Below are 12737 nucleotides of genomic sequence, written 5' to 3' on the forward strand. Positions count from 1 at the left end.
CCGTAAGAAAGGCCACGCTCGCCGCGCCGCCCCGGCGGTCGGCTTTGGGGCGTTTCCTGGCTACGCTGGCGCGTGAGCGGCGCCACAATGAGGTGGCGAAGGGTCTCTAGGGGAGTTGTTGATGAGCGGCAGGCTCGATCAGGCGAAGGACGACCTACTCCGGCGGGCGGCGGAGACGTGCGCCCAGCGCCCGGGTGCCCGGAGCACGGACGTGGAGGAGACGGTCGGGTACCTTCGCCTCTACTACCGCCACGTCGCCCCCGAGGACCTGCTGGCGCGCGACCCCGCCGACATCTGCGGGCCCGCGATGGCCCACCGCCTGCTGGGCGAGGAGCGCCCGCAGGGCAGGGCCAAGGTCCGGGTGTTCACCCCGAACCTGGAGGAGCACGGCTGGGACCCCGGGCACACCGTCGTGCAAGTGGTCACTGACGACATGCCCTTCCTGGTCGACTCGGTCGTGATGGAGCTCAGCCGCCACCAGCTGACCACCCACCTGATCGTCCACCCGCTGCTGGGCGTGGACCGGGACGTGGCCGGGCAGCTCAAGGCGTTCCGCCACAAGCTCGACAGCCCCCTCGACCTGGACGAGTCATGGATCCACATCGAGGTGGACCGCACCAGCGACCGGGCCCGCCTGGACGAGCTGGAGCGCGACCTGCAGCGCGTCCTGCAGGACGTGCGGGCCGCCGTCGAGGACGAGGCCAAGATGCGCTCCCGCGCGGGCGAGATCGCGTTGTTGATCCGCGATGAGCCGCCGCCGCTGACCGAGGCCGAACTCGACGAGGGCGTCGAGTTGCTGGACTGGCTGGCCGACAGCCACTTCACCTTCCTCGGCTACCGCGACTACACCCTCACCGAGGACGGCACCGCCCTGCGCCCCGTGCCCGGCACCGGCCTGGGCATCCTGCGCAACGACAAGGGCGAGTCCGACAGCTTCGCCGCGCTGCCCCCCGAGGTCCGCGAGAAGGCCACCGAGAAGCGCCTGCTGCTGCTGACCAAGGCCAACTCCCGGGCCACCGTGCACCGCCCCGCCTACCTCGACTACATCGGCGTCAAGAAGTTCGGCGCCGACGGCCAGGTCGTCGGCGAGCGCCGCTTCCTCGGCCTGTTCACCCACGTCGCCTACAGCGAGTCGATCGCCAACGTCCCGGTCCTCAAGCGCAAGCTCGACCAGGTGCTGGACCGCGCCGGGTTCACCCCCGACAGCTACGACGGCCAGGACCTCGTCGAGATCCTGGAGACCTACCCCCGCGACGAGCTGTTCCAGGTGTCGGTCGACGACCTGCTGCCGATCTCGCTGGGCGTGCTGCGGCTGCGCGAGCGCCGCCAGCTCAAGCTGTTCCTGCGCAAGGACCTGTACGGCCGCTTCATGTCCTGCATGGTCTACCTGCCCCGCGACCGCTACACCACCAAGGTCCGGCTGAAGATCCAGGAGATCCTGCGCACGGCGTTCGAGGGCGTCAGCGTCGACTACAGCGCCAACGTCAGCGAGTCCCTGCTGGCCCGGCTGCACGTCGTGGTGCGCGGCGAGCGCGGCCGCCCGCTGCCCGACGTGGACGTCGAGGGCCTGGAGGCCCGGCTGACCGCCGCGACCCGCTCCTGGGCCGACGACCTGGCCGACGCCATCGTCGAGCAGTGCGGCGAGGAGCGCTCGGGCGCCCTGGCCCGCCGGTACGGCGAGGCCTTCCCCGAGGGCTACAAGGCCGACTTCCCCGCCCGCACCGCCGTGTCCGACCTCAAGCGGCTGGACGCCCTCGACGACACCCACGACACCTCGATCAACCTGTACGAGCCGTACGGCGCCGGACCCGGCGAACGCCGCCTGAAGATCTACCGGCTGGGCGAGCCGATCACCCTGTCCCGGGTGCTGCCGCTGCTGCAGAACATGGGCGTCGAGGTCATCGACGAGCGCCCTTATGAGATCAGGCCCGCCGACCGGGGCCGCGCCTGGATCTACGACCTGGGGCTGCGCTACCGGCCGTCCGCCAACGTCCCCGAGGACACCACCAAGGAGCTGTTCCAGGACGCCTTCACCGCGCTGTGGCGCGGCGAGATCGAGAACGACGGCTTCAACGCGCTCGTCCTGCACGTCGGCCTCACCTGGCGGCAGGCGATGATCCTGCGCGCCTACGCCCTCTACCTGCGGCAGACCGGCAACGCCTTCTCCAAGCGCTACTTCGAGCAGGTGCTGCTGAGCAACGCCTCCATCACCCGGCTACTGGTGCGGCTGTGGGAGAGCCGCCTCGACCCGTCCCTGGCGGGCGGCGAGGAGGAGCGCAGCGCCGGGATCGCCGAGGAACTGCACGGCGAGCTCGACGACGTCGCCAGCCTCGACGAGGACCGCATCCTGCGCGCCTACCTGTCGATGATCCAGGCGACCCTGCGCACCAACCACTACCAGCGCAAGCCGTACCTGGCGCTGAAGTTCGACCCCGAGCGGATCCCCGACCTGCCGCAGCCCAGGCCCACGTTCGAGATCTACGTGTACTCGCCCCGGGTCGAGGGCGTCCACCTGCGGTTCGGGTCCGTGGCGCGCGGCGGCCTGCGCTGGTCCGACCGCCGCGAGGACTTCCGCACCGAGATCCTCGGCCTGGTCAAGGCCCAGGCCGTCAAGAACACGGTGATCGTCCCGGCCGGGGCCAAGGGCGGCTTCGTCGGCAAGCAGCTGCCCGACCCCGCCGACCGCGAGGCGTTCACGCAGGCCGGGATCGCCTGCTACAAGGACTTCATCTCCGGGCTGCTGGACCTCACCGACAACCTCGTCGACGGCAAGGTCGTCCCGCCGCCCAGCGTCGTCCGCCACGACGGCGACGACACCTACCTCGTCGTCGCCGCCGACAAGGGCACCGCCACCTTCTCCGACATCGCCAACGAGGTCGCCGCCTCCTACGGCTTCTGGCTCGGCGACGCGTTCGCCTCCGGCGGCTCCGTCGGCTACGACCACAAGGCCATGGGCATCACCGCCCGCGGCGCCTGGGAATCGGTCAAGTACCTGTTCCGCTCGCTCGGCACCGACATCCAGAACGAGGACTTCACCGCCGTCGGCATCGGCGACATGTCCGGCGACGTCTTCGGCAACGGGATGCTGCTGTCCCGGCACACCAGGCTCGTCGCCGCCTTCGACCACCGGCACGTCTTCGTCGACCCCGACCCCGACCCCGAGAGCTCCTTCGCCGAACGGGAACGGCTGTTCGCGCTGCCGCGCAGCACCTGGGCCGACTACGACGCCAAGCTGATCTCCAAGGGCGGCGGCGTCTTCCCCCGCACCGCCAAGTCCATCCGCATCACCCCGCAGATGCGCGTCGCGCTGGGCATCGCCGACGACGTCAAGGCCATGACGCCGTTCCAGCTCATCCACGCCGCCCTCTGCGCCCCCGTCGACCTCCTCTGGAACGGCGGCATCGGCACCTACGTCAAGGCGTCCCTGGAGAACCACGCCGACGTCGGCGACAAGGCCAACGACACCGTCCGCGCCGACGCGCCCGACCTGCGCTGCAAGGTGATCGGCGAGGGCGGCAACCTGGGCCTCACCCAGCTCGCCCGGATCGAGTTCGCCCGCGCCGGCGGCCTGGTCAACACCGACTTCATCGACAACTCCGCCGGAGTCGACACCTCCGACCACGAGGTCAACATCAAGATCCTGCTCGACCAGGTCGTCCGCGACGGCGAGCTCACCCGCAAGCAGCGCGACGGCCTGCTGACCGAGATGACCGACGAGGTCGCCGAACTGGTGCTGCGCGACAACTACGCGCAGAACGTCGTCCTCGCCGCCTCCCGCGCCCAGGCGTCCTCCATGCTCCACGTCCACGCCCGCTACCTGCGCAAGCTGGAACGCGACGGCAAGATCGACCGGCGGCTGGAGTTCCTGCCCGACGACAAGGCCCTCGCCGAACGCCGCCAAGCCGGTCTCGGCCTCACCGGCCCCGAGTTCTCGGTGCTGCTCGCCTACGGCAAGCTCACCCTCGACCACGAGCTGATCGCCTCCAACCTGCCCGACGACCCGTACCTGGAGTCCTGGCTCGTCGACTACTTCCCGACCCCGCTGCGCGACCGGTTCCGCGCCTACATGGACCGCCACCCGCTGCGCCGCGAGATCATCACCACCGCCGTGGTGAACGACGTCGTCAACAACAGCGGCATCACCTTCGGCTTCCGCGTCAGCGAGGAGACCGGCGCGTCCTCCCAGGACATCGCCCGCGCCTACCTGGTCGCCCGCGAGGTCTTCGACATGCCCCGCTTCTGGCGCTCGGTCGAGGGCCTGGCCCACCAGGTCGACGAGTCCACGCAGATCAAGATGCTGCTGGAGGCCCGCAAGCTCACCGAACGCGGCGCCCGCTGGCTCCTGCACAACCGGCGCCCCCCGTTCGACATCCGCGAGAACATCGACTTCTTCTCCAAGGGCGCCGTCACCCTCGGCTCGCAGCTGCCCAAGCTCCTCGTCGGCCTCGACCTGGCCGCCTTCGAGCAGCGCCGCGACGAGTTCGCCGAACGGGGCGTCCCCGACGAACTCGCCGAGCAGTGCGCCATGCTCGTCCCGGCGTACTCCACCTTCGACCTCGTCGGCATCGCCCACGAGACCGGACGCCCGGTCGAAGAGGTCTCCGAGGTCTACTTCGACCTCGCCGACCGCCTCCAGCTCTCCCGCCTCCGCGAACGCATCATCGCGCTGCCCCGCGACGACCGCTGGCGCTCCATGGCCCGCTCCGCCCTCCGCGACGACCTGTACGCCGCCCACGCCGCCCTCACCCGCGACGTCCTCGTCACCAGCGAACCCGGCGCCCAACCCGAAGAACGCATGGTCCACTGGGCCGACAAGAACCGCACCGCCGTCTCCCGAGCCCAGCTGACCCTCTCCGAGATCTGGGAGAGCGACAGCTTCGACCTGGCCACCCTGTCCGTAGCCCTGGGCGCCATCCGCACGTTGGTGACAGCCAGCAGTCTGTGACCTTGTGGAGGGGCGACCCTCCACACCACCCGGGCGGGGCGAGCGCTCCCTGCGCTCGCCCGGGGGCTCGCTCCGGGAGCGGTCACCCCGGTGGGGGCCAGCCCCCACGCCCCCGGCAGGGAGGGCTCCGCCCCCCTGCACCCCCCGGCTGTGTTCATCTGGGGGGCCACCCCCCAGACCCCCGGGCAGGGCGGGCGCACCCGTCCGCTCGCCTGGGGGCTCGCTCTGTTTACCTGGGGGGCCACCCCCCAGACCCCCGGGCAGGGCGGGCGCACCCGTCCGCTCGCCTGGGGGCTCGCTCCCGGACACACCCACCCCGGTGGGGGGCCAGCCCCCCCCACCCCCCCGGCGGGGCTCCGCCCCACACCCCGGCAAAGGGCTCCGCCCCCTGCACCCCCACCACCTACCCCTGGAGATTCGCATTACCTTCCAGGTCCACGCCTCGATCAATCCCACGGCGGAGCTCGGACAGGGGTGGGTTCGGCCCTTAGCGGGAAGCTCTCCGGACCTTCTCCAAGGACTCCCCCAGGGATGCGGGCCACCAGCATCGCCTGGCCCCACACATGGCCAGATTCCGCCCGGGGTAATCGCGAAGCGTTTGTCAGCGACCAAGCTTTCCGGGCAGGCGAATGTGTGTCAGCTGCCGGAGTTCGGCCATTGGCGGCCGGGGGTGCGGGCGGCGAATTCGCCTTCCCAGAACAGGGCGGCCGACCGGTCGGCCTCGGAGCATCCGCATTCCCGCGCGTGGCGGGTCAGCGACGCCGTGCGGCGGGCCACTGCCGAGGCGCGTACCGCCGTGCACCAGCAGTGGTGGGCCGTGGCCGCGCCGCTCGTCGGGCTGATCGCCGGGAGGGCCTCGACGCAGTCGCACAGCGGAGATCCGCGCATTTCCAGCTCGTCCGCGATGGCCTCGCGCTGCGCCTCTCTCATGCCCACCATCCTTACGCGTCCCGCCGCGCGATGGGACGTTATCCGCAGGTCAAGTGGCCTACCTGGGCAAACCCGGGGGAAGGCGGCCTAAACGAGGTGGCCGACATTCGCCACAATAGTCCTTTCGCAGGGTGACCGATCGGTCACCCTGCGAGGATTGCTTGCGTTCGGTCGGGTGCCGGACGGGTCCGCTTCTGTTGACCGCTGCGGTGGAGCCGCTCCGGCACCCGACGGCCTACCTGTATCAGAACGGCCCGTGACGCACCACGGCCGGGCCCATAAAGCCTTGTTGCCGGCCCCGTGGCAACCGCAACGGCGACCGCGAAAACTGTCCGGCCCGTAGCGGAGCGCCAGCGGAGTGGAGGGACGGGCAGGCGGCGGGGAGCGGGTCCGTAGCGAGCCCCCAGGCGAGTGGAGGAGGCGCTTCGCGCCGTATCGGGGGGCGTGGGGGGTCGTCCCCCCACAATGAAACGCCCCTCCACGATTACGAGTGCTCTTGTTGCCGCATCCAGCGGATTTCGGCTTCGATGAACTCGTCGATGTCGCCGTCCAGCACGGAGGTGGGGTTGCCCGCTTCCACGCCGGTGCGCAGGTCCTTGACGATCTGGTAGGGGTGCAGCACGTAGTTGCGGATCTGGGTGCCCCAGCTGGTGGTGGTCTCGCCGCGGAGTGAGGAGATCTTCTCGGCCTCCTCCTGGCGCTTGCGCTCCAGGAGCTTGGCCTGGAGGACGCCCATCGCGGTGGCCTTGTTCTGGAGCTGGCTGCGCTCGTTCTGGCAGGAGACCACGATGCCGCTCGGGATGTGGGTGATGCGGACGGCCGAGTCGGTGGTGTTGACGCCCTGGCCGCCGGGGCCCGAGGAGCGGTAGACGTCGATCCGCAGGTCGTTCTCGTCGATGTCGATGTGGTCGCTCTGCTCGACGACCGGGACGACGTCCAGGCCGGCGAAGGAGGTCTGGCGGCGGCCCTGGTTGTCGAACGGGGAGATGCGGACGAGGCGGTGGGTGCCGTGCTCGCCGCGGAGGGTGCCGTAGGCGTAGGGGGTCCGCACCGTGAAGGTGGTGGACTTGATCCCGGCCTCTTCGGCGTAGGAGGTCTCGTAGACCTCGGTGGGGTAGCCGTGGCGTTCGGCCCAGCGCAGGTACATCCGCTGGAGCTGCTCGGCCCAGTCGGCGGCGTCGACGCCGCCGGCCTGGGCGTTGATGGTGACCAGCGCCGCGCGCTCGTCGTACTCGCCGGACATCAGCGTGCGGACCTCGAGCTGCTGGATCGCCTTGTGCAGCGCGGCCAGCTCGTCGTCGGCCTCCTTGCGGGTGTCCTCGTCGTCCATCTCGCCGGCCAGCTCGTAGAGCGTGGCCGCGTCGTCGAGGCGCTGGCGCAGGCCCTCGACCCGGTTCAGCTCGCTCTCCAGGTACGACAGCCGGCGTGTCACCGTCTGGGCGCGCTCCTGGTCGTTCCACAGGTCGGGGTCGGCGGACTGCTCGCGCAGCTCGGCGATGTCACGCCGCATGCCGTCGAGGTCCAGCACCTGCTCGATGCCGGACAGGGTCGAGCCGAGCTCCTTGAGCTGTTCTTCGGGTTCGATGCCTGCCACACCCCGAGCTTATCGCCGTCCCGGCAGTGCGCGAGCGACCGATACTCCGGTCCGCGCTCCGGTCCCCGCCCGTTGGATGGCACAATCACGGGATCGATCACTGCCGCGGGCGCGTTCTCCGGGCGTGGGATCGGTTCGTCAGGTGCCGGGGGAGAGGTCGGGTTCGGGCGTCATGAGGACTGCGCGGAGAACCTCGCTGCTGGTGGCGGCGCTGGCGGCGGTGCCGTTCGCGGCCGCCGGGTGCGCGGGTGAGAAGCCCGAGGCGCGGCCGACGACGGTGGTCACGGCCACGAAGGAGGAGCCGGAGCCGCTGACGCTGGAGGTGGCGCGCCGGGAGTTCCGGACGTTCGTCACCAACGAGGACGTGGCCCGCGCCGCCGGCGACGAGCGGCTGGCGCTGACGTGGGTGTCGGACGGCGAGTCGCCGCTCACCGCCAACGAGTACCGCAAGGCGGCCTTCGACGGCGATCCGGTGCGCCGCTACGTGTACGGGGCCCCGAAGCTGTACGTGCCGAAGCTGCGGCCCGAGGTGTACCCGCAGTGGTTCGTGGCGTCGGTGCCGCGGAGCGTGCGCGGCGAGGACAAGGGCACCCGCACCGCGATCATGGCGTTCGTCCTGCGGGCGCCGGGGGAGCGGTGGACGCTGAGCCTGGCGTCGACGCTGGCGCCCAAGGCGAAGGAGCCGAAGGTCGTCCTGGACGCGCAGGGGTACGCGACGGCGCTGACGACCTCGGACACCTCGGTGCTCATCCGGCCCCGGGAGGTGCCGGGCATCCACGCGACCGTGGGGGCGGAGGGGTCCGACAGCGTCGCGGCGAAGGTGATGAGGTCGGGGCCGGTCACCACCGGCTACTACGACGCGGCGCGCAAGGCCAAGCGGCGGGCGAAGACGAAGGATCTGACGCTGTCGGTCGTGATCACCGCGACCCCGTACCCGATCTTCCAGCTGCGCACCGAGGACGGCGGCGGGCTGGTGCTGTACTCGCTGTACCGCAACAGCGTGACGAGGGTCGCCGACGAGGAGGACGAGACGGCCAAGCCGCCGATCACGCCGGAGATCGCGCATCTGCTCGACGACGGGACGGTCGAGGGCAACGAGATCCATGTCTCGGAGACGCTGCAGTTCGCGGCGCTCGATCCGGCGCGTCCCGAGAAGGACGAGGGGGACGGCGAGGGCGAGGGCGGGGACGGCGCCGCGCCGCAGCCTCCCAAGGCCGATGTGATCGCCGACGCCGGCGGGGTGTACAAGGCCACCGCGCCTCCCATCCGGAAGCCGCCCAGCTGATTCGGCGCGGTGGCGGGTGCGGGGCTCAGTACAGGCGCTGCAGGACGAGCGCGACGAAGAACAGGGCTACCAGCCCGGCCAGGACCAGCGCGGGCGGGATGGACGGGCCGTGCTCGTGCATCTCGTCCCGGGCGTTCCGGCAGGTCGGGCAGCGGCCCTCGACCACCGGACCCGAGCACCGGGCGCAGATCAGATGTTCGCAGCTCATATGGCCGTCTCTCTCGATCGGGAAGTTCCTGTCACTGAGAACTTTAAGCGTGATTCCGCAGCAATCCGCATGACCGGGCTGTAAAGTCCTGGACCAGGCCGGGGCCCTGCCGGGTCGAGGCGGTGCACTCCCACCTCTACACTGCACGGGGCCGCACGGTTCGCCGGTCGCCGCGGGTTTCGGTTACCGCGGTCGGGGCCGGAGCGCTTAGAGTCGGCGGCCTGCGGTTCGGCGCCCCGGACTCGCAGCCCGCACCCGCCACTGGAGGTGACGTATCAGCCGGAAGGGCGGCTGTATGATGCCGCCTCAGGCAGGTTGACGGACATCGTCGACGGACTGGAGCAGGTACGGACGCCGGACCTTCGCGGGTCCGTCCCGTCGCGGGCAGCGGTCGCCGGGCGCGCAAGGATCCCGGCGGGCGAGGGCCTGCGAGCAGGGTCGGGGCGACCGGCCGGTGACGCTGTCCACGGCCGTGTCCGCGCCCCCGGGCCGTCCGTGACCGGTCCGCCGTCCGTCCGCGAGCCGCAGGGCCCGCGCACCGGACTCACCGACCGCTACAGGAAAACTACCGTCCGCACATCGGGACGACAAGAGATATAGACGCGATTCCTCCCGTACGTGACCGCGCGGGTCCTTCGCAAGAATGGTGCTGAACCACCGTGATGCAGCCATGATCCATTTCGACAACGTCACCAAGGCCTATCCGACCCAGAACCGGCCCGCCCTGCAGCATGTGAACGTCGCCATCGAGAAGGGCGAGTTCCTGTTCCTGGTCGGCCCGTCCGGTTCGGGGAAGTCGACCTTCCTCCGGCTGATCCTGAAGGAGGAGCGTCCTTCCCAGGGGCACGTCCACGTGGCGGGCAAGGACCTGAGCCGGCTGAGCAACTGGAAGGTGCCGCACCTGCGCCGCAGGATCGGCTGCGTGTTCCAGGACTTCCGGCTGCTGCCGAACAAGAACGTCTTCGAGAACGTCGCGTTCGCCCTGGAGGTGATCGGCAAGCCACGGCGCTTCATCGCCAAGGTGGTGCCCGAGGTCATCGACCTGGTCGGCCTGGAGGGCAAGCAGCACCGGATGCCCGACGAGCTGTCCGGCGGCGAGCAGCAGCGCGTGGCCATCGCGCGGGCGTTCGTCAACCGCCCGATGATCCTGCTGGCCGACGAGCCCACCGGGAACATCGACCCGGCGACCTCGATCGGCATCATGAAGGTGCTGGACCGGATCAACCGGACCGGGACGACCGTGGTCATGGCCACGCACGACGCCGCGATCGTCGACGCCTTCCGCAAGCGCGTCGTCGAACTGGAGGACGGGCGCGTCGTCCGCGACCAGTCCCGCGGCGTCTACGGCCAGGCCTACTAGCCAGGCGAAGCCCGGGGGTCCGTCCCCGGAAGGAACAACTGACCTGGGCGAAGCCGGGGTCTGGGGGTCCGCCCCCGGAAGGGACACCGACACCGGCCCGCGCGGGATGCGGGAACCGGCCGAAAGAGACCAAGCACGCATCTGAACCGAGGGTCCGCGACGGGCGTATGACATCCGGGCGCCGCCGCTCGACCGGGCGCATGGCGTAGCCTGCACCGGACCCACGCTCCCAGCGGGGCACAGGCGATCAAGGACAGCGAGGCATGCGCGTACAGTTCGTTCTCCAGGAGATCTGGATCGGTCTCCGCCGGAACCTGACGATGACGATCTCCCTCGTCATCACCGTCGCCATCGCCATGGCGCTCTTCGGCACCGGCCTCCTCATCAGGCAGCAGGTCAACTCCTCCAAGACCTACTGGTACGACAAGGTCGAGGTCTCGATCTTCCTGTGCGCCCAGACCAGTTCCAATCCCAACTGCCAGAAGGCCGACGCCACCGACCAGCAGAAGCAGGACCTGAAGGCGGAGCTGGACAAGCTGCCGCAGGTGGCCGCGATCGAGTACGAGAGCAAGCAGCAGGCCTACGCCCGGTTCAAGGACCGGTTCGCCAGCACCCCCGGCTTCGTGCAGAGCGCGAAGGAGGGTGACATTCCCGACTCCTACCGGATCAGGTTGAAGAACCCGGAGGAGTTCAAGGGGGTCGCGCAGGCCGCGCTGGGCCGTCCCGGGGTCGACCAGGTGATCAACGAGCAGGAGATCCTGAAGAAGTTCTTCCGTATCCTGAACGGGCTGCAGTTCGCGTCGCTGTTCATCGCGCTGGTCCAGGTGATCGCCTCGGTGCTGCTGGTGGGCAACACGGTCCGGCTGTCGGCGTTCAACCGGCGCCGGGAGACCGGGATCATGCGGCTGGTCGGGGCGTCCAACACCTATATCCAGATGCCGTTCATCCTGGAGGGCGCGATCGCCGGGCTGATCGGCGGGATGTTCTCCTCGGTCCTGCTGGTGGCCAGCAAGATGCTGCTGATCGACCGGCTGGCCGGCAATATCGGCTTCGCCAGCCAGCTGGGCTGGGGGACGGTGATCGCGGTCATCGTGGTCTCGATCTGCTTCGGCGTGCTGCTGTGCGCGGTCGCCTCGTTCCTGACGTTGCGCCGTTATCTACGCATCTAGACTGACCGCATGTTCCGGTCGAGCGGCCGAATGCCGCGCGGGGCGGCCGTAGCCGTCGTCGTCATCTGCGCGTACACCGCCGGTGCGGTCCCCGGCGGCCCGCAGGGGCGGCCGGCCTCCGGTACGGCCCGTGCCTCGCTCCTCGACGAGACGGCGTGGCGGGTCGGTGACCGGGTGCCGGTGCCGTCCAGGGGCGACGGCGCCGTGGACGGGCCGGCGGTCGAGGACGTGCTGCACCGCCTGGGCGACCGGTGGGCGCGCTACTACTCGCCCAGCGAGTACGACGAGTTCCAGGGGCGGCTCGAAGGCCGCTACAGCGGTGTCGGCCTGTGGCTCGGCACCGGCGACGCCACGGCGGTCCCCGGCGAGGACGGCGGCGCGGTCCCGGTCCCGGCGGGGCGGGTGCTGGTGGCCGGGGTACGGCCCGGTTCCGTCGCCGAGCGCGCCGGGGTGCGCGGCGGCGACTCGATCGTCGCCGTCGACGGCCGGCCCGCCGGGGCCTGGGACGTCTCCCAGGTCTCCACGGCCCTGCGCGGCCGTCCCGGCACCCGGGTGCGGCTCACCGTCGGGCGGAACGGCCGCGAGCTCGGCTTCTCCCTGGTCCGCACGGCCGTGCGCGCCCACGACGTCACCGTGACCGAGGCCGGCGGACGCACCCGCCTGATCCGGGTCGAGGAGTTCACCCGCGGCGTGGGCCGGGAGGTCCGCGACGCGGTCACCGGCGGGCCCGGCGGACGCGGCGCCGCGGGCATCCTGCTCGACCTGCGCGGCAATCCCGGCGGCCTGCTGGAGGAGGCGGTGGAGACCGCCTCGGCGTTCCTCACCGACGGGCTGGTGGTGACCTACGAGCGCCCCGGCCTGCCCGCCGAGAAGCTCGCCGTGACCCGTCCCGGCGACCCGGCCGGCCCGGTGGTGGTGCTGGTCGACGGCGGGACGGCCAGCGCGGCGGAGGTGGTGGCCGGTTCCCTGCGTGATCGCGACCGCGCGGTGATCGTAGGATCGCGTACATATGGGAAGGGCTCGGTGCAGGAACCGGTGGAGCTGCCCGACGGCTCGGCGATCGAGCTGACCGTGGGTCGCTACCGCACGCCCGGCGGCCGTAACCTCGACGGGGTGGGCATCGAGCCCGACGTGCCGGTCCCCGCCGACCGCCCCCCCAGAGCGGCCGAGCAGCGCGGCCAGGAGGTGCTGCGCGGCCTGCTCGCGACGCTGCCGGACAGGAACCGAGGCTGAACGAGGCTGATGA

8 protein-coding genes are annotated in these 12737 nt (G+C 70.7%); 5 read left to right on the plus strand and 3 right to left on the minus strand.

The genetic code is table 11. The annotated features are described in order from the left end of the window. The first annotated feature begins 121 nt into the window (after positions 1–121). Entirely contained in the window at positions 122–4945 is a 4824-nt protein-coding gene (locus ACZ466_RS28735) for an NAD-glutamate dehydrogenase (protein WP_378279202.1), read from the plus strand. A 636-nt stretch (positions 4946–5581) separates the two neighbouring features. On the opposite strand, the gene ACZ466_RS28740 is transcribed toward ACZ466_RS28735, so the two are convergent. Together ACZ466_RS28740 and prfB are read right to left on the minus strand one after the other, a co-directional pair. Further along, on the minus strand, positions 5582–5875 hold the full coding sequence (locus ACZ466_RS28740; RefSeq protein ID WP_378279200.1) for a hypothetical protein: 294 nt from the start codon (positions 5873–5875) through the stop codon (positions 5582–5584). A 484-nt stretch (positions 5876–6359) separates the two neighbouring features. Next, on the minus strand, positions 6360–7469 hold the full coding sequence (gene prfB, locus ACZ466_RS28745; protein ID WP_378279198.1) for a peptide chain release factor 2: 1110 nt from the start codon (positions 7467–7469) through the stop codon (positions 6360–6362). Between the two features lie 172 nt (positions 7470–7641). Here prfB and ACZ466_RS28750 point away from each other — a divergent pair, with 172 nt between their 5' ends. Next, positions 7642–8754, plus strand: coding sequence for a hypothetical protein (locus tag ACZ466_RS28750; RefSeq protein WP_378279197.1), 1113 nt, complete (start codon positions 7642–7644; stop codon positions 8752–8754). A gap of 25 nt (positions 8755–8779) precedes the next feature. Here the strand turns inward: ACZ466_RS28750 and ACZ466_RS28755 are convergent, their stop codons facing one another. Then, positions 8780–8962 carry a hypothetical protein gene (locus ACZ466_RS28755; RefSeq protein WP_378279195.1) on the minus strand — a complete coding sequence of 61 codons (183 nt, stop codon included), beginning with the start codon at positions 8960–8962 and terminating at the stop codon, positions 8780–8782. A gap of 670 nt (positions 8963–9632) precedes the next feature. Here ACZ466_RS28755 and ftsE point away from each other — a divergent pair. The 3 genes from ftsE to ACZ466_RS28770 all read left to right on the plus strand — a co-directional run bounded on the left by ftsE (position 9633) and on the right by ACZ466_RS28770 (position 12724). Further along, the gene (gene ftsE, locus ACZ466_RS28760; protein ID WP_378279193.1) at positions 9633–10322 is read left to right on the plus strand and encodes a cell division ATP-binding protein FtsE; all 690 of its coding nucleotides are present in this window, start codon (positions 9633–9635) and stop codon (positions 10320–10322) included. Positions 10323–10585: 263 nt separating this feature from the next. Beyond that, complete coding sequence (gene ftsX, locus ACZ466_RS28765) at positions 10586–11491, plus strand: permease-like cell division protein FtsX (RefSeq protein WP_378279191.1); 906 nt, start codon at positions 10586–10588, stop codon at positions 11489–11491. Positions 11492–11500: 9 nt separating this feature from the next. Beyond that, positions 11501–12724 (plus strand): S41 family peptidase, encoded by a 1224-nt coding sequence (locus ACZ466_RS28770; RefSeq protein WP_378279189.1) that lies wholly within the window; start codon positions 11501–11503, stop codon positions 12722–12724. Positions 12725–12737: the final 13 nt, after the last annotated feature.

It is taken from the genome of Actinomadura rugatobispora (genome assembly GCF_055379765.1).